At 63.8% G+C, this 16,213-nt stretch carries 17 protein-coding genes; 3 read left to right on the top strand and 14 right to left on the bottom strand.

Annotation, left to right across the window (positions count from 1 at the left end; genetic code table 11):
* On the bottom strand, window positions 1–1,138 hold a 1,138-nt coding region (locus tag ACE3TQ_RS12760), incomplete at its 3' end, for a YgiQ family radical SAM protein (RefSeq protein WP_374582595.1).
* 244 nt (window positions 1,139–1,382) lie between these two features.
* Here ACE3TQ_RS12760 and ACE3TQ_RS12765 point away from each other — a divergent pair.
* Complete coding sequence (locus tag ACE3TQ_RS12765) at window positions 1,383–1,895, top strand: DUF1269 domain-containing protein (RefSeq protein ID WP_374582596.1); 513 nt, start codon at window positions 1,383–1,385, stop codon at window positions 1,893–1,895.
* A gap of 77 nt (window positions 1,896–1,972) precedes the next feature.
* Here ACE3TQ_RS12765 and ACE3TQ_RS12770 read toward each other — a convergent pair whose 3' ends face one another.
* From ACE3TQ_RS12770 to ACE3TQ_RS12810, 9 genes are all read right to left on the bottom strand, one after another.
* Window positions 1,973–2,245, bottom strand: a complete 273-nt coding sequence (locus ACE3TQ_RS12770; RefSeq protein WP_374582597.1) for a DUF4404 family protein — start codon at window positions 2,243–2,245, stop codon at window positions 1,973–1,975.
* 32 nt (window positions 2,246–2,277) lie between these two features.
* Window positions 2,278–2,847 (bottom strand): MerR family transcriptional regulator, encoded by a 570-nt coding sequence (locus tag ACE3TQ_RS12775; protein WP_374582598.1) that lies wholly within the window; start codon window positions 2,845–2,847, stop codon window positions 2,278–2,280.
* Window positions 2,844–3,194, bottom strand: coding sequence for a hypothetical protein (locus tag ACE3TQ_RS12780; protein WP_374582599.1), 351 nt, complete (start codon window positions 3,192–3,194; stop codon window positions 2,844–2,846). The genes ACE3TQ_RS12775 and ACE3TQ_RS12780 overlap by 4 nt, the downstream gene beginning before the upstream one ends.
* 54 nt (window positions 3,195–3,248) lie before the next feature.
* Window positions 3,249–5,357, bottom strand: a complete 2,109-nt coding sequence (locus ACE3TQ_RS12785; RefSeq protein ID WP_374582600.1) for a M3 family metallopeptidase — start codon at window positions 5,355–5,357, stop codon at window positions 3,249–3,251.
* A gap of 92 nt (window positions 5,358–5,449) precedes the next feature.
* Entirely contained in the window at window positions 5,450–5,653 is a 204-nt protein-coding gene (locus tag ACE3TQ_RS12790) for a SlyX family protein (RefSeq protein ID WP_374582601.1), read from the bottom strand.
* A 40-nt stretch (window positions 5,654–5,693) separates the two neighbouring features.
* Window positions 5,694–6,203: a coiled-coil domain-containing protein gene (locus ACE3TQ_RS12795; protein ID WP_374582602.1), complete on the bottom strand. Its 510-nt coding sequence runs from the start codon at window positions 6,201–6,203 to the stop codon at window positions 5,694–5,696.
* 74 nt (window positions 6,204–6,277) lie between these two features.
* A complete protein-coding gene (locus ACE3TQ_RS12800; protein WP_374582603.1) occupies window positions 6,278–6,730 on the bottom strand; it encodes a cache domain-containing protein in 453 nt (150 codons plus the stop codon).
* A 53-nt stretch (window positions 6,731–6,783) separates the two neighbouring features.
* Complete coding sequence (locus tag ACE3TQ_RS12805) at window positions 6,784–7,302, bottom strand: hypothetical protein (RefSeq protein ID WP_374582605.1); 519 nt, start codon at window positions 7,300–7,302, stop codon at window positions 6,784–6,786.
* Between the two features lie 5 nt (window positions 7,303–7,307).
* Window positions 7,308–9,377: a UvrD-helicase domain-containing protein gene (locus tag ACE3TQ_RS12810; RefSeq protein ID WP_374582606.1), complete on the bottom strand. Its 2,070-nt coding sequence runs from the start codon at window positions 9,375–9,377 to the stop codon at window positions 7,308–7,310.
* Between the two features lie 59 nt (window positions 9,378–9,436).
* On the opposite strand from ACE3TQ_RS12810, the gene ACE3TQ_RS12815 reads away from it, so the two are divergent.
* The gene (locus tag ACE3TQ_RS12815; RefSeq protein WP_374582607.1) at window positions 9,437–9,919 is read left to right on the top strand and encodes an SRPBCC family protein; all 483 of its coding nucleotides are present in this window, start codon (window positions 9,437–9,439) and stop codon (window positions 9,917–9,919) included.
* On the opposite strand, the gene ACE3TQ_RS12820 is transcribed toward ACE3TQ_RS12815, so the two are convergent.
* A complete protein-coding gene (locus ACE3TQ_RS12820) occupies window positions 9,920–11,359 on the bottom strand; it encodes a dihydrolipoyl dehydrogenase (protein ID WP_374582608.1) in 1,440 nt (479 codons plus the stop codon). It lies immediately after the preceding gene.
* A gap of 65 nt (window positions 11,360–11,424) precedes the next feature.
* Between ACE3TQ_RS12820 and ACE3TQ_RS12825 the strand changes: the two genes are divergently transcribed.
* Window positions 11,425–12,321, top strand: coding sequence for an ArgP/LysG family DNA-binding transcriptional regulator (locus ACE3TQ_RS12825; RefSeq protein ID WP_374582609.1), 897 nt, complete (start codon window positions 11,425–11,427; stop codon window positions 12,319–12,321).
* A 12-nt stretch (window positions 12,322–12,333) separates the two neighbouring features.
* Here ACE3TQ_RS12825 and ACE3TQ_RS12830 read toward each other — a convergent pair whose 3' ends face one another.
* The 3 genes from ACE3TQ_RS12830 to hemE form a co-directional block, all read right to left on the bottom strand.
* Window positions 12,334–14,343, bottom strand: a complete 2,010-nt coding sequence (locus ACE3TQ_RS12830) for a primosomal protein N' (RefSeq protein WP_374582611.1) — start codon at window positions 14,341–14,343, stop codon at window positions 12,334–12,336.
* A gap of 220 nt (window positions 14,344–14,563) precedes the next feature.
* Window positions 14,564–14,758, bottom strand: coding sequence for a hypothetical protein (locus tag ACE3TQ_RS12835; RefSeq protein ID WP_374582612.1), 195 nt, complete (start codon window positions 14,756–14,758; stop codon window positions 14,564–14,566).
* Window positions 14,759–15,066: 308 nt separating this feature from the next.
* A complete protein-coding gene (gene hemE, locus ACE3TQ_RS12840; protein ID WP_374582613.1) occupies window positions 15,067–16,143 on the bottom strand; it encodes a uroporphyrinogen decarboxylase in 1,077 nt (358 codons plus the stop codon).
* Window positions 16,144–16,213 lie beyond the last annotated feature (70 nt).

A 16,213-nucleotide genomic window follows, 5' to 3' on the forward strand; every position in this document is an offset into this window, starting at 1 on the left:
CTTCGTGCTCGGTGATCGAGCAGAAGGTGCAGCCGCCGAAGCAGCCGCGCATGATGTTGACCGAGAAGCGGATCATTTCCCAGGCCGGGATATTGGCGTTGCCGTAGCTTGGGTGCGGGGCGCGGCTGTATTCCAGGTCGTACACGCCGTCCATTTCATCCATGGCGAGCGGCAGCGGCGGCGGGTTCATCCACACGTCGCGGTCGCCGTGCTTCTGCACCAGCGCGCGCGCATTGCCCGGGTTCGATTCCAGGTGGAACACGCGCGAGGCGTGCGCGTACATCACCGGGTCGTCCTTCACCACCTCGTACGATGGCAGGCGCACCACGGTCTTGTTGTGCTTTTCCTTGGCGGCGGCCAGGCGCTCTTCGCGCGTCATGATGACGATCGGCTTGACGGTCGGTTCCGGCGCCGCGTTCTCGGTCGCGCATTCCTTCTTGTCTTCCTTGGCCATGGCGTAAGGATCGGGATGCGGGTCGACCCGGCCCGGCACGTCGACCCGGGTCGAGTTGTGCACGGCCCATTCTTCCGAGGGCAGCCAGCCGTGCGGCACGAGGAAGGCGGTGCCGCGCAGGTCTTTGATGTCCTTGATCTTCTCGCCCATGTCCAGGCGGCGCGTCAGGTCGACCAGGGCACGTTCGGCGTTGCCGAAGATCAGCAGGTCGGCCTTGGATTCGGTCAGCACCGATTTGCGCACCTTGTCCGACCAGTAGTCGTAGTGGGCGATGCGGCGCAGCGAGGCTTCGATCGAGCCGATGATGATCGGGGTGCCGGGGAAGGCTTCGCGCGCGCGCTGGGCGTACACGGTCACGGCGCGGTCCGGGCGCTTGTTCGGTTCACCGTTCGGGGTGTAGGCGTCGTCGGAGCGGATCTTGCGGTCGGCCGTGTAGCGGTTGACCATGGAGTCCATATTGCCGGCGGTGATGCCGAAGTACAGGCGCGGCTTGCCCAGCACGCGGAAGGCTTCGGCCGAATTCCAGTCCGGCTGCGCGATGATGCCGACGCGGTAGCCTTGCGCTTCCAGCAGGCGGCCGACGAGGGCCATGCCGAAGCTTGGGTGGTCGATGTAAGCGTCGCCGGTCACGAGGATGATGTCGCACTGGTCCCAGCCCAGGGTTTCCATCTCCGCACGGGACATGGGCAGGAAAGGGACAGCGGCAGCACGCGCAGACCGCTTGGCGACGGCCGCGAAAAGATTGGTAGGGGGATTCATCCCGGCATTGTACCGGAAATCGCTGGCTTTCGCCCGCTACGGCCCACAAAAAACCTTTAAGTTTCAGTAACTTGTGACGTTCCGGCAAGCCGCCGCGGGCAAAATCCCATTGAACATCGTGCCATTTTTGCTATAACGGGTATACAACGTCTTCCATGGAGCGTAAATCATGCGACGCAGACTGTATTACATGCTTCCCAACGTTAAGGCCGCCCGCGCAGAATTGGACGAGCTGCTGCTGGCACGCATCGAAGAACGGCATATCCACTTCCTGGCGAAAGAAGGCACCCTGCCTGATGACATGCCAGACTGCAATTTCCTGATGAAAACCGATTTGGTCCACGGCGCCAAGCTGGGGATCGCCATTGGCGGGATTGTGGGCTTGTGCGCCGGTATCTTCCTGGTGGCTTTCCCTCCCGAAGGGCTGACGCTGCGCGCCATGACCATCTTGCTGGTCATGCTGGGCGGTGCGCTGTTCGGCGGCTGGGCCAGCGGCATGAATGCGGCGGCAATCCCCAATAAAAAGCTGGAGCAGTACGCGGAAAGGATTGAACAGGGTCAGGTTTTGATGATGGTAGACGTGCCAGTGCGGCGCATGAAGGAGATCGAGGAAATGATCGCCAAACGTCATCCTGACTTCAACTTTGGCGGTGAAGAACCGCCCTTGCTGGCCTTCCCATAAGGCCAGCCTCCCGGGGGTCGGCCCATGGCCGGCATAACCCCGGGTTCCCTACCGGAGGCGGGCTGCGGCCCGCCTTTTTATATGCCCATATTGCCCAGGATGCGCGTCAACTCGCGCAGGGTCGGCTCCAGCGCCGGATGCTTGGCAGCAAATTGTGCGGTGATTTCCTGGGTGCGCTCGGCCAGGCCGTAAGTGCTGGTGCCGCCCTCGGGCTCGGGCGGTTGCTCGAGGATGTGCTTGATGTCGCCATCGAGCTGGCGCAGCAAGTCTTGTAATTCCTCGTCGACCGGGCCGTGGTGGGCCAGCGTGGCGTGCAGTTGGCGCAAGGTCTCCTTCAGCTTGGTTTCCATGGTGCTTCCCCGTTGAAGTGGCTATACCCCATTTATACACCCATCCGCCGCGACCAGCTACGGATGCGCTCAATTTCGGCGGCTGGCAGGCCGAGCGAACGCAGGAAGCTGGCGTGCGCCTGCGGCGCCTGCTGCTCGAACAAGGCATGCCAGCGCGCCATGGCGTCGTCGTCGAGGCCTGCCGCGCGCAGCAGGGCGCTCCAGCCGGCCTTGTCGAGGCCGCCCGCCCCGGGGCCGGGCGCGGCGGCGCGCGGGTCGGGCCGGCGTCCACCGGCGGCGCCGGCCAGGACGCGCAGCAGCACCTCCTGCTGTTCGCGCAGGCGCGCCATGTCGGCGGCGATCTGCGCCAGGCGCTGTTCGATCGGCCCGTGCCGGCCGCCATCCTGCAGCAGCGCGGCGATGGCATCGATACCCATGCCGGTGGCGCGCCAGGCGCGGACCTGCTCGGCGCGCGCGACGTCGGCCTCGCTGTAGCGGCGGTAGCCGGCCGCGCTGCGGCGCGGCGCCAGCAAGCCCTGCGCCTCGTAATACAGCAGCGTACTGCGCGAGATGCCGCAGCGGCGCGCCAGCTGGCCAATGCTGAGGGTGGCGGCGTTGTTCATGGCAGCGGCGCCCGGTCGGGTGCGGCGAAGGCGGCGCGCGCAGCGGGCGAGGCGAGCAGCTCCGGGCTGTAGTGCAGCGCCAGCACGGCGCGCGCATCGTCCAGTGCGGCCGGACCCAGCGCATGCACCAGCCGCACCAGGGCGACGGTGATGGTGGCGTGGTATTTGTCGGCGGCGCCCAGGTGGCGGGCGTAGGCGCGGATGGTGGCGCAGGTGCGCGCCACAGCCTCGTCCAGCGGGTGCTGTGCGAGGTAGAGGCACGCCAGCCGCAAATGGCCGGCGTGGTTGAATTGCTGCGCGGGCAGCGTGCAGTTTTCCAGGCTGCGGAGGAAGGTTTGATCGTCCATGGCAGTAGCATAAAGCTGTCTACCATGGACAGGTCAAGCGCCTGGCCGCCGCCTTTACTTCAGGCCGCGGCGTTCCAGCAGCGGGTCGATCTTGGCATCGCGGCCGCGGAACTCGCGGTACATCTGCATCGCGTCCATGGTGCCGCCTTTCGACAGCAGCGCCTTGCGGAAGTGGTCGCCGTTCTTGCGCGACAGGCCGCCGTTTTCGGTGAACCATTCCACGGTGTCGGCATCCAGCTTCTCGGACCACAGGTAGCCGTAGTAGCCGGCCGAGTAGCCGCCGGCGAACACGTGCGAGAAGTAGGTGGTGCGGTAGCGCGGCGGCACCGGCGCGAAGTCGATGCCGGCTTCCTTCAGCACGGACGATTCGAAGCCCAGCACGTCGGTCGGGATCTTGTCGGCCGGCAGCTGGTGCCAGCGCTGGTCGAGGATGGAGGCTGCCAGGTACTCGGTGGTGCGGAAGCCTTCGTTGAACTTGGCGGACGCCTGCACCTTGTCCAGCAGTTCCTTCGGCATCGGGGCGCCGGTCTGGTAGTGCTTGGCGTAGTTATTCAGGATTTCCGGCCAGGTCATCCACATTTCGTTGACCTGGGACGGGAATTCCACGAAGTCGCGTGGCACGCGGGTGCCGGCGAAGCGTGGGTATTTCACATCGGAGAACATGCCGTGCAGGGCGTGGCCGAATTCGTGGAACAGGGTGCGCGCCTCGTCGTAGGTCAGCAGGGTCGGCTCACCGGCGGTCGGCTTGGGGATGTTGAGGTGGTTGGCCACCACCGGCTTGGTGCCCATCAGCTTGGACTGCGACACGTAGGCATTCATCCAGGCGCCGCCACGCTTGTTGCTGCGCGCGTAGAAGTCGCCGAGGAAGATGGCCAGCTGCTTGCCGTCGGCATCGAACACGTCCCACACGCGCACGTCAGGGTGGTACACCGGCAGGTCCTTGCGTTCCTTGAAGGTGATGCCGAACACCTTGGTGGCGGCGAAGAAGACGCCGTTGTTGAGCACATTATCCAGCTCGAAGTAAGGCTTCAGCTGGTTCTGGTCGAAGGCGTACTTGGCCTGGCGCACCTTGTCGGTGTAGTAGGCCCAGTCCTGCGCGGCGTTGGTGAAGCCGCCCTTTTCGGCATCGATCACGGCCTGGATATCGGCCGCTTCCTTGCGCGCGTTGTTCACGGCTGGCTTGGTCAGTTCGGCCAGCAGCTTGTTGACGGCATCGGTATCGTGCGCGGTCTGGTCTTCCAGCTGGTAGGCGGCGTGCGATGGATAGCCGAGCAGCGCGGCGCGTTCGGCGCGCAGCTTGGTGATCTTCAGAACGACGTCGCGGTTGTCGAATTCGCCACCGCGGCTGCCGCGCGCCAGCGAGGTTGCCAGCAGGCGTTCGCGGGTGCTGCGGTTGGTCAGTACTTCCAGCGGGGCCTGGCCGGTGGTGTTGGAGACGGCGATCAGGAACTTGCCTTCCATGCCTTTGGCCTTGGCGGCGGCAGCGGCGGCGTCGATGGCTTTGTCGGACATGCCGGCCAGTTCTTCGCGGGTGTCTACCACCAGGGCCGATGCATTGGCTTCCTTCAGCACGTTCTGGCTGAAAGTGGTGGACAGGGCGGCCAGCTGCGAGTTGTAGGCCTTCAGCTTTTCCTTGTCGGCGGCGGACAGCTTGGCGCCGGCGCGCACGAAATCGGTGTGGTAGCGCTCCAGCAGGCGCTTGGATTCAGGGTCCAGCTTCAGCATGTCGCGCTTGTCGTACAGGGTCTTGATGCGGGCGTACAGCTTTTCGTTCAGGCGGATCGCGTCGCTGTGCGCGGACAGCTTGGGCGCCAGCTCGCGGTTCAGGGCTTCGAATGCGTCGTTGGTATTGGCGCCGGACAGGTTGCTAAAGACGGAGCTGACGCGGTCCAGCAGGCGGCCGGAGCGTTCCATCGCGACGATGGTGTTCTCAAACGTTGGCGCAGCCTTGTTGTTGGCGATCCTGGCGATTTCGGCAGCCTGCTCCTTCATGCCTTCTTCAAAGGCCGGGCCGTAGGTGTCGTTGCTGAATTTGTCGAAGGCCGGGTAGTTCAGCGGCAGCTTGGACACTTCGGCGAAGGGGTTGGACGCCGGCAGGGCGGCACTTGCTACACCGGCAACAGCCAGGCTGGCGGCCAGCACCAGCATTTTCGGACGGAACATTCTCTCTCCTGTTTGTAATGTTTCGGAGCGCCAGATGATAGCAACCCTGCTGGGCAAAGTCATGCTGCGCTGCGTATCGAAACGTTGCAGGATCAGTAGTGCGGCGGGCGCTCGTTGAGCGGGGTCTGGTTGGCCAGGGTCGAGGTGCGGACGCGCTCGGCGAGGGCGCGTACCAGGTCTTCCAGCATGTCGATCTGCTTTTGCTGCTCGTAGACGCGCTGGTTGAGCGACTCCACCAGGTCTTCCTGGTGTACCAGTTTCAATTCAATGTTGACAAAACGTTCTTCGCTGTCCACTGCCGGCTCCTGCTTTCGGGTAAAGCGGGCATTTTACCGGCTAGCGCAGAACATTGACGATGATGACGCCTTGCAGGGAGCAAACGGCGATGACGATACCGATCGTCCAGCAAATGGTTTCCCATTTGGCTTTCTCGATCCTGGCTTCAAGTTCAGCCCGGTTGCGATCGATCTTGGCGTCCAGCTTGGCCAGGCCGGCGTCTATCTTGGCGTCAAGCTTGGCCAAGCCAGTGTCGATCTTGCCGTCAAGCTTGGCCAGGCCAGTGTCAATCTTGGCGTCAAGCTTGGCCAGGCCAGTGTCAATCTTGGCGTCGAGCTTGGCCAGGCCAGTGTCGATCTTGGTGTTCAGCGCATCAAGATCTTTTTCAATCTTGGCAAAGCCTTGATCAACTTTGCATTCAATGCGCATCCCATTGGCGCGCTCGTCGATAGCGTCCAGCTCGGTCTTGACCTGGCCGATGGCCTCGGCGTGCACGTGCGCCTGCTCGGCCGGCACCCCGGCCTGGGTCAGGCGTTCTTCGTAGTCGAGCGGGTCGATACTGTTCGGCATGGCGGCTCCCGTTGCCACCATTATCCCGCCAGCCGGCGTGCGCTGGACGCACGCCAGTTTGATGCAGCGCAGCCTTACTTCAGATAGACCCCGCCACAGACGATCATGTCCTCTTCCGGCACGCAGTACATGGTTTTCGGTTCGATCTTGCCGGTGACCGGGTTGTTGAATTTATAGTCCTGCCAGAACGGGACCTTCTTCTTCGCCATGTCGACGCGCTCCTTGACGAAGGCTTTGCCGTCGACGTCTTTCAACTCCATCAGGTTCTTGCCGATCATCTTGGCGTTGGCGCCGTGCGCGCGCACCACACCGTCATTGCCGTAGACAACCAGGTACAGGTCGCGGTCGACGAACTGTCCGTCTTTCTTATTAATTTCAGCGAAGGTCTTGTCGGGGCCGTTGGCCTTCAGATAGCCCAGGGCTTTCTTCACCATGGCCTCGGCTTCAGGCTTGGTCACCACATCCGCGGCAGACGCTAGCGGCGCAACGCTCACCAGGGCAGCAAGCAGGCAAGTGCGTAAAAACATTGGAGCCTCCTGTTCAAAGGAAGAGCTTCCATCCTAGCACGGGGTGCTGCGCATTATTTGCAAATGTTGTCGATGTCCGGCGGAGCCGATGCCTTGAATTTGATGGAAAACGCAAAACGCAATTCGCTGAGCGTCGCAGAGCATTCCAGCTCATGCCCCGAATTCACCGCGCTTCTGACAATGCAGGCACCGCCAGGGTCCACTTTTGCCAGTACCGGCTTCCTGCCCTGGTCGGAATTGGAAATCATGAGCTCCCCTAGCACGTAGTGTTGCTCATTTTCGACATTGGCAGCGTCGCCCGGAGTTCCGATGTAAGTCCAGCGGATATTCTCCATCGCTTGGAAAACGAACATTCGCTTACCGTCGCTCTGGACAATGCTGGTCGCCACGCCGCCGCATTCGCGGGTGCGGTCTTCGCCCATTGCCAACGCTTCGAGGCATTTGCCCTCATAGCCGATTAATTGGTCAAGGTTCTTGAATTGCTCAATCCTGGGGACGCATTTCTTCGTCTCCGCCTGCGCCCAACCGAGCGAAATGCTTGCCGCAAGCAAAACCACTACTTTTTTCTTCATTGCACTCAGGTCGGGGCAGGCTTCGGCGTGGACAACAGCTCCTTCATGCGCGCCAGGCGTTCGCGCGGCGAGAGGATTTCGGTTTCCTTGGGCGGTGCGTCGCCCACGTCCAGCGCCATTTCGGCGATGAAGCGCGACACGTCGCACTGCACATGCTCGCCGCCGCGCTTGCGCTTCTTGCACCAGGTGAGCTGCAGGGTGCGCTGGGCGCGCGTAATGCCGACGTACATGAGGCGCCGTTCTTCCTCGATGCGCTGGCCCAGGGTTTCCACCGGCGCGTCCGGGTCGCCCTTGTGCGGCAGGATGCCTTCTTCCACGCCGACCAGGAAGACGTGCGGGTACTCCAGGCCCTTGGAGGCGTGCAGGGTGGACATGCGGATCGCATCCGGCTCCTCGTCTTTCCCTTCCAGCATGGACATCAGCGCCACCATCTGGGTCAGCTCGAGCACGTTCTTCTCTTCGCCGTCGCGGTCCTTGCCGCCGCGGCCGCGGTCTTTCAGCCAATTGACGAAGTCCAGCACGTTCTGCCACTTGCTCTGCGCGGCGCGCTCCTCGAACGAGTCGTACAGGTAGTGCTCGTAGTGCATGCCTTCCATCAGGTCGTCCAGCACCTGCGCCGCGTTGTCGCCGCTGCCGGACGGGCCGGGACGTGTGGCGCGCGACTCCAGCTCCAGGATGAAGTTGCAGAAGTCCTGCAGGGGCTTGAGCTGGCGCTCCTGCAGCACCGCTTCGATGCCGCCTTTGAAGACGGCTTCGAACAGCGAACATTGCCACTTGCCGGAGAAGGAGCCGAGCGCTTCCAGCGTGGACTGGCCGATGCCGCGGCGCGGCGTGGTGGCGGCGCGGATGAAAGCGGGATCGTCGTCCGGGTTGGCCATCAGGCGCAGGTAGGCCATGATGTCCTTGATCTCCGCCTTGTCGAAGAAGCTCTGCCCTCCCGAGATCGTGTACGGGATGCGCTGCGTGCGCAAGGCTTGCTCGATCACGCGCGCCTGGTGGTTGCCCCGGTACAGGATGGCGTAGTCCGACCACTTGTTCTTGCGCTCGAAGTGGTCGGCCGAAATCATGATCGCCACCTGCTCCGCTTCCTGCTCCTCGTTCGGCATGGAATGCACCTTGATCGGTTCACCGATGCCCAGCTCGGACCAGAGCGACTTTTCGAACAGCTTGGGATTGTTCTGGATCACCGCGTTGGCCGCCTGCAGGATGCGGGTGGTGGAGCGGTAGTTCTGTTCCAGCTTGATCAGCTTCAGGTCGGGGAAGTCGACCTGCAGCAGCGCCAGGTTTTCCATGGTGGCGCCGCGCCAGCCGTAGATGGCCTGGTCGTCGTCGCCCACTGCGGTGAACATCGGCTTCTTGCCCAGGCCCGTCACCATCAGCTTCACCAGCTCGTACTGGCAGGTGTTGGTATCCTGGTATTCGTCGATCATCAGGTAGCGCAGGCGGCGCTGCCACTTGTCGCGCACCGTGTCGTGGTTGCGGAACAGCTCCACCGGCAGGCGGATCAGGTCGTCGAAGTCGACCGCCTGGTAAGCCGCCAGGGTGGCGATATAGCTGCCGTAGATGCGCGCCGACTGCGCCTCGTCCTCGGTCTGCGCCTGCTTCAGTGCCTCTTCCGGCGTGACCAGGCCGTTCTTCCACAGCGAGATGTCGTTCTGGATGCTGCGGATCAGGTTCTTGTCGGTGGTGATGGCCAGATCCTGGACCAGCGAATAGCAATCGTCGCTGTCCATGATTGAAAAGCGGTCTTTCAGCCCCAGATGGTTACATTCCTGGCGCAGGATGCGCACGCCGAGGGAGTGGAAGGTGCAGACGGTCAGCAGCTTGGCCTGTTTCGGCTGCTTCAGCATTTTGCCGACGCGTTCCTGCATTTCCAGCGCCGCCTTGTTGGTAAAGGTGAGCGCGGCGATCGTGCGCGGGTCGTAGCCGCGATCCTCGATCATATGGGTGATTTTTTGCGTGATGACGCGTGTCTTGCCCGAGCCGGCCCCCGCCAGTACAAGGGCAGGGCCGTCGAGATAGAGCACGGCTTCGCTCTGGGGGCCGTTCAGGCCGAACTGGGGTGCATTGGACATCCCGGCATTGTACAGAATATAGTGGTATCCAAGCCCCAAATACAGCAGGACTAAGTGTTATGAAATTTGAACATTTGATAGAAGTGAACGACATCCTCAATCCGCTGGCCGACACCATCAGCCACCTGCAATTGTGGCGCGGCCTGGTGCTGCGCGCGGAGTCGCCGAAATTGTTCGTGCCGCACCTGGACGAGGCGGATATCAGCGAGCGCACGGGAACCGGTTTCGCGCGCCGCCTGCGCTACGGCGAAGTGGTGATCGAGGACGTGGTGGAGCTGCACGAACCCTACGTCGTGCGCTACAACGTGCCGGCGCAGAAGGACATCAGCGCATCGAGCCTGACCATGACGATTGAAATGCCGCAGCCGGACCGCCTGTTCGTGCGCTTCCAGTACGATGACGGCCACGACGCGGCAACCGACGCCGCCAACCAGATGTACGACGATTTCCGCCGCTCCGCCTACAAGGAGTCGGACCTCGACACCATCCGCGTGGTGCGCGAGCTGGCCAGCCAGGGCCGGCTCGACGCCTCGCTCAATTAATCAGCAGCCGGGCGTGCAGTCCGGCACCGGCTTGGGCGGGGGCGGCGGTTTTTGCAGCTCCTGCGCCAGGCCGCGCAGGGCGGTGCGCAGGCCTTCCTCCACCACCGGGTGGTAGAACGGCATATCCAGCATCTGCGCCACCGTCAGCCCGGCCTGGTGCGCCCAGGCCAGCAGGTGGCCGATATGTTCTGCGCGCGGCCCCACCATTTCGGCGCCCAGGAAGCGCCCGCTCCCATATTCCGCATACACGCGCAGCATGCCCTTGTTCTGGCGCATGACGCGGCTGCGCCCCTGGTCGTCGAAGCTGACGGCGCCGATCGCGAACGGTTCGCGGCCGTTCGACAGCTCCTTGTAGCCCTGGCCCACGGTGGCGATCTGCGGCTCGCAGAAGGTGATGGCGAGCGGCGTGCGGCGCAGGCCGGGCTTCACAGCGGGATAGCTGGCGGCGTTGGCGCCGGCGATCTTGCCCTGGTCGGCCGCTTCCGGCAGGACCGGGATGTCGGCACTGGCGTCGCCGGCGATGAAAATGCCGCTGCCGCCGCACTGCATGGTGTGCCGGTCGTACTTGGGCACGCCGCGTTTGTCCAGCGCCAGCCCGGTGTGGTCCAGGCCCAGTCCGTGCACGTTGGGCGTGCGGCCGGTGGCCACCAGCACGTAATCGAAATGCTCGACGCGCTCGGCGCCGTGGGCGTCGCGCGTGCGCAGTTCCACGCCGTCGGCGGCGCGCGCCATGCCCGCCACCTCGGTGCGGAAGCGGATGTCGAGTTCCTCGCTCAGCGCCTGCGCGGCGGCGGCCAGCACCTGCGGGTCCTTCAGCTGCGCCACGCCGTTGCTGCGCGCCACCACGGCAACGCGCACGCCCAGGCGGTGCAGGGCCTGTCCCAGCTCCAGCCCGATCACGCCGGCGCCGATCACCGCCACGGAGCGCGGCAGGTCGGTCCATTCGAACACGGCGTCGCTGTTGATCACGCGCGCGCCGGCGGCGGCCCATTCGGACGGGATGTCGGGACTGGAACCGGTGGCGATCACCACAGCGCGCGCCGCCACTTCCAGGTTGGCGCCGATCTGCAGCCGGTTGGGGGCGATGAAACGCGCGCGGCCGTGCAGCTTGTCTGCGGCCGGCATGGCGGCCACGTTCTCCAGCACGAAGCCGACAAAGCGGTCACGCTCGCTGCGTACGCGTGCCATCACGGCCTTGCCGTCGATGGCCAGCGGGCCGGGAAGCACGCCGAAGCCCGGCGCCTCGCGCACCGCTTGCGCCGCCTCCGCCGCCGCGATCAGCAGTTTGCTGGGCATGCAGCCGACGCGGGCGCAGGTGGTGCCGTGCGGGCCGTCTTCGATCAGCACCGCGTGTTTGCCGGCGTTGCGCGCGGCCCGATAAGCGCTTAGCCCGGCCGTTCCGGCCCCGATCACCGCCACATCGCACTGGATGGTTTCCATCTTGCCTCCGCCATGATTAATGCATTAGTATGACTTATCTTTTCAAGCATATATAAGCATACCTTATGGAAAATCTGGACTACCGCGCGCTGGCGGTGCTGGATGCCGTTGCCAGCCAAGGCAGCTTCGAAAAGGCGGCCAACGCGCTGGGCATCAGCCAGCCGGCCGTATCCCAGCGTATCAAAGCGCTCGAGGACGCGGTCGGACGACTGCTGATCGTGCGCGGCTCGCCCGCCGAAGCGACCGGCCTGGGCCAACGCCTCATTTCGCACTACCGTAACGTCAAACTGATGGAGGCAGCGCTCGACATCGACCTGGGACACCAGACCAGCATGCCGGAAATCGCCATGGCTGTCGATGCCGCCAGCCTGGCGACCTGGTTCCCGCTCGCCCTGCGTCCCCTGCTGTCGCCGCCGCGCTGCCAGGTCGATGTGGAATGCGCCGGGCGCGACGCGGCGCTGCACCTGATGCGCGAGGGCGCGGTGTTCGGCTGCGTGGCGGCGCGCGGTGAAGTGCCGCTGCCGGCGGCTGCCGGCTCGTCGGCCACGGCGCTGGGGGCCATGCGCTATGTGTGCGTGGCGGCACCGTCCTTCGCGGCGCACTGGTTCGGCGACGGCGTGGGCGCCGATGCCCTTGCGCTGGCGCCGGCCGTGGTGCATGAGCGCGACCTGATGGCGCGCTTCCTGGCGCGCGAGGCAGGCTATGTGCGGCCCTTCCCGCACCACACCCTGCCTTTGTCGACGGCTTTGAACGATACGGTGTTCAACGGGCTGGCGTATGGGCTGCTGCCCTACCTGCAGGCGGCGCAGGGTTTGGCGCAGGGGGCGCTGGTCGACCTGCTGCCGGGGCGCTTTATCGACGTCGAGCTGGACTGGCATGCGTGGGAGCTGGATACGCCGTTCACGCACGCGCTGGCCGAGCAGATTATCGGCACCGCGCGGCGCTACCTGGTGCAGCCTTAAGCGGTCTTCCAGTCAGATATCCACCGGGTCGACTTCCAGCGACCACTTGATGCGCGTCTTCTGTTCGCGCAGCGCCTGCATCCACTCTTTGAGGAACGCCTGCAACGCCGGGCGCGAGGCCGATTCCACCAGCAGCTGCGCGCGTTCCATATTGTGCACGCGCGCCATGCTCATGGGGATCGGGTCATTGATGGTGATGCCGTCGTGCGCCACCAGGCCGCGCGCCGCGCGCAGGAATTCCAGCGCCAGTTCCAGCTCGCGCGCCTCGGCGCGCAGGATGGCCTGGTACAGGAAGGGCGGCAGGCCGGCCATTTCGCGCTCGCCCAGCAGCGCGTTGGCGAAGTAGTCGTAGTCGTGCGCCACCAGCGCCGAGAACAGCGGGTGCTGCGGATAGCTGGTCTGCACCAGCACCTCGCTCTCGCTGCCGCCCTGGCGCCCGGCGCGCCCGGCCACCTGCATCAGCTGCGCAAACAGGCGCTCGCTGGCGCGGTAGTCCTGCGAGAACAGCGAACTGTCCGGATTCATGATGCCGACCAGCGTCAGGTTCTTGAAGTCGTGCCCTTTAGCGACCATCTGCGTGCCGACCAGGATATCCACCTCCTGCCGGTGCACGCTGTCGAAGGCTTCCTGCGCGCTGCCCTTGCGGCGCGTGCTGTCGGCGTCGATGCGCAGCACGCGCGCCTGCGGGAACAGCTCCTGCAGGCTTTCCTCGATGCGCTGGGTGCCGCGCCCGAGCGGCTGCAGGTCGATATTGCCGCAGGTCGGGCAGTGGCGCGGGATGCGCATCTCCAGGCTGCAATGGTGGCAGCGCAGGCGGTAGTCGGTCTTGTGCAGCACCATGGTCGCGGTGCAGCGCTTGCACTCGCTGACCCAGCCGCAGGATTCGCAGGTGATCACCGGCGAATAGCCGCGCCGGTTCAGGAACAGCAGGGATTGCTCGCCGCGCTCCATGCGCAGCCGGAGCGCGTCCACCAGCTGCTCGCTCAAGCCCTCCTGCCCGCGCCGGCGCGAGGTGTCGATCAGCTTCACGGACGGCAGCACCGCCTGCTGCACCGCGCGTTCGCGCAGCTCCAGCTTGCGGTAGCGCCCTTTCAGCGCGTGGTGCCAGCTTTCCAGCGAGGGCGTGGCGGAGCCCAGCACCACCGGGATCTGCAGCTGGTGCGCGCGCCATACGGCCAGGTCGCGCGCCGAATAGCGCAGGCCTTCCTGCTGCTTGTACGAGGGATCGTGCTCCTCGTCGATGACGATCAGGCGCAGGTTCGGCAGCGAGGCCAGGATGGACAGGCGCGTGCCCAGCACGATGCGCGCCTTGCCTTCATGCGCGGCCAGCCAGTGCAGCATGCGTTCGCCCTCCGACAGGCGGCTGTGCAGGGTGGACAGCATGACGCCCGGGAAGCGCGCGCGGATGTTCGACTCCAGCTGCGGCGTCAGGTTGATTTCCGGGACCAGCACCAGGACCTGACCCTGCGGCTCGCGCGCCAGCACTTCCGCGCAAGCCTGCAGGTAGACCTCGGTCTTGCCGCTGCCGGTCACGCCGTACAGCAGGAAGGGCGCGAAGCCCCGCGCGCCGGCAATGGCGTCGGCGGCCGCCTGCTGCCCCGCGTTCAGGGGCGGCGCCGCGACCGGCGCCGGATCATGCGGCAGCTCCATCTTGCCCAGCTTCTTGATGGCCCGGTCCAGCGCCACCGTGGCCACCACGCGCAGGTTCTTCGGCAAGCCCGGCAGGGCGACCTCGCCCAGCGGGCGCTGGTAATACTCGGCGGCAAAGCCGGCCAGCGCCAGCCATTGCGGCGAGAGCGGGGCCAGCTGGCTGCGCACGGCCAGCGCATCCTTCAGCTTTTCCTCGGGTACGTCGGTTTCATCCAGGATATCCACAATCAGCCCGACCACTTCACGCGGGCCGAACGGCACCATGGCAAGTTGTCCTACATGCGGTCGGCCGGTTTGAGCGGTATCCCAGCGGTAATCAAAGACCGCATTCAGCGGCGTATCGAGGGCAATTCGGAGAATGCAGTGCGCCATCCAGGCCTATCAGTTGAAGTTTTTTAACTATCCACAGAATCTGGGGATAACTTTGTGAACAAAGCCGCTGGAATCCTGAGCAAGCACTAACCCCCAGCTTGCAAGTCGGGAAAACTCAGCCGGAAAGCCAATTTTTTCCCTTTTAAATTCAATCACTTAGAATATGCGCCCTAGGAGAGCCAGAAAGCGCATATTTTTCCACGCTCTGTGCATAAGTGCGCTATTTAAGGACCAGATTTCCCCTGAAATCAAGCTTTTTTTGCGGTGCATCGCGGGGAAATCGTGCCTGCTGCACCACAATACCGAGCCAGCCATTGTACACATGCGCCTGCTGCAAGGTTTGTGTTTCCGCAACCGTTTTGGTCACCCAAAATGTTGGTGAAAAATTATGCAATGCAACATGGGGCTCGGACAATTCCTACGCAATTCGACTAAGTGCCGGTTTACTAAGCGCTTTTGGCTTTTTTCCACAGTTTTTGTGGATAACTTTGTGGAGAATGGACTGGCAAGCCTGTCTTCCCCCTTGGATAAGGTTTACAAAAGCCAAAACATTGACAAAAGCAGAAAATTTTTTGAGCTTTAAAATCAATAACTTACAAGTCGCCTGAGAGGGGAGTTCCGGCAGCTGCCTGTTATTTCCGCAGCAAAAAATTTTGTGCATAAGTCGCTTCTGCTGAAATAAAAAAGGGCGCCGCAGCGCCCTTTTGCTGAGCCGTCTTGCAATCAGGCGCCGCGCAGCTGGCGGCTGTAGCTGTGCACGGTATGCACCAGCACCGAGACCGATTCCGGCGGGGTGAACTGGGAAATGCCATGCCCCAGGTTGAACACGTGGCCGGTATTGTGCGGGCCGTAGCTGTCCAGCACGCGGCGCACCTCGGCCGCGATCTGCTCCGGGTTGGCGAACAGGATGGCCGGGTCGATATTGCCTTGCAGGGCCATCTTGTGGCCCACCAGCGCACGGATCTTGCCGATGTTGGCGGTCCAGTCCAGGCCCATGGCGTCGGCGCCGATGGCGGCGATTTCCTCGGCCCAGTGGCCGCCGCCCTTGGTGAACACGATGGCGGGGATTTTCACGCCGTCTTTTTCACGCTTCAGCAGGCTCACCACCTGCTGCATGTATTTCAGGGAGAACTGCTGGTAGGCGCCGTCCGCCAGCGCGCCGCCCCAGGAATCGAACACCATCACCGCCTGGGCGCCGGCATCGATCTGGGCGTTCAGGTATTCCGCCACGGCGCGCGCGTTGATGTCCAGGATGTGGTGCATCAGGTCCGGGCGCGCGTACATCATCTTCTTGATGGTGTGGAACTCGCGCGAACCCTGGCCTTCCACCATATAGCAGGCCAGCGTCCATGGGCTGCCGGAGAAGCCGATCAGCGGCACGCGGCCATTCAGCTCGGTGCGGATCTGGGTCACGGCCTTGAATACATAGTCCAGCGAGCCGGCTGGCGGCAGTTGCAATGCCTTGACGTCCGCTTCCGTTTTCAGCGGGCGCTCGAATTTCGGGCCCTCGCCTTCCACGAAATACAGGCCCAGGCCCATCGCGTCCGGCACCGTCAGGATGTCGGAGAACAGGATGGCCGCGTCCAGCGCATAGCGGTCGATCGGCTGCAGGGTGACTTCGGTCGCCAGGTCCGGATTGGTGGCCAGGCCCATGAAGGAACCGGCCTTCTGGCGCGTGGCGCGGTATTCCGGCAGGTAGCGGCCCGCCTGGCGCATCAGCCACACCGGGGTGTACTCGGTCGGTTGGCGCAGCAGCGCGCGCAGGAAGGTATCGTTCTTCAGCTGGGCAAATTGTGGCATGAAAGACAATCTAAAGCAGGTAGAAAGGCGTTATTATCGCATCCCTGCCCTGTTTTTATGCGTTTTGGAG

The organism is Pseudoduganella sp., from assembly GCF_041914865.1.
Lineage (GTDB): Bacteria > Pseudomonadota > Gammaproteobacteria > Burkholderiales > Burkholderiaceae_D > Rugamonas.

Coding starts and splice junctions, on each gene's coding strand:
- ACE3TQ_RS12765 (WP_374582596.1), top strand. CDS start 1,383: ATGCGACGCAGACTGTATTACATGCTTCCCAACGTTAAGGCCGCCCGC.
- ACE3TQ_RS12770 (WP_374582597.1), bottom strand. CDS start 2,245: ATGGAAACCAAGCTGAAGGAGACCTTGCGCCAACTGCACGCCACGCTG.
- ACE3TQ_RS12775 (WP_374582598.1), bottom strand. CDS start 2,847: ATGAACAACGCCGCCACCCTCAGCATTGGCCAGCTGGCGCGCCGCTGC.
- ACE3TQ_RS12780 (WP_374582599.1), bottom strand. CDS start 3,194: ATGGACGATCAAACCTTCCTCCGCAGCCTGGAAAACTGCACGCTGCCC.
- ACE3TQ_RS12785 (WP_374582600.1), bottom strand. CDS start 5,357: ATGTTCCGTCCGAAAATGCTGGTGCTGGCCGCCAGCCTGGCTGTTGCC.
- ACE3TQ_RS12795 (WP_374582602.1), bottom strand. CDS start 6,203: ATGCCGAACAGTATCGACCCGCTCGACTACGAAGAACGCCTGACCCAG.
- ACE3TQ_RS12800 (WP_374582603.1), bottom strand. CDS start 6,730: ATGTTTTTACGCACTTGCCTGCTTGCTGCCCTGGTGAGCGTTGCGCCG.
- ACE3TQ_RS12805 (WP_374582605.1), bottom strand. CDS start 7,302: ATGAAGAAAAAAGTAGTGGTTTTGCTTGCGGCAAGCATTTCGCTCGGT.
- ACE3TQ_RS12810 (WP_374582606.1), bottom strand. CDS start 9,377: ATGTCCAATGCACCCCAGTTCGGCCTGAACGGCCCCCAGAGCGAAGCC.
- ACE3TQ_RS12815 (WP_374582607.1), top strand. CDS start 9,437: ATGAAATTTGAACATTTGATAGAAGTGAACGACATCCTCAATCCGCTG.
- ACE3TQ_RS12820 (WP_374582608.1), bottom strand. CDS start 11,359: ATGGAAACCATCCAGTGCGATGTGGCGGTGATCGGGGCCGGAACGGCC.
- ACE3TQ_RS12825 (WP_374582609.1), top strand. CDS start 11,425: ATGGAAAATCTGGACTACCGCGCGCTGGCGGTGCTGGATGCCGTTGCC.
- ACE3TQ_RS12830 (WP_374582611.1), bottom strand. CDS start 14,343: ATGGCGCACTGCATTCTCCGAATTGCCCTCGATACGCCGCTGAATGCG.
- hemE (WP_374582613.1), bottom strand. CDS start 16,143: ATGCCACAATTTGCCCAGCTGAAGAACGATACCTTCCTGCGCGCGCTG.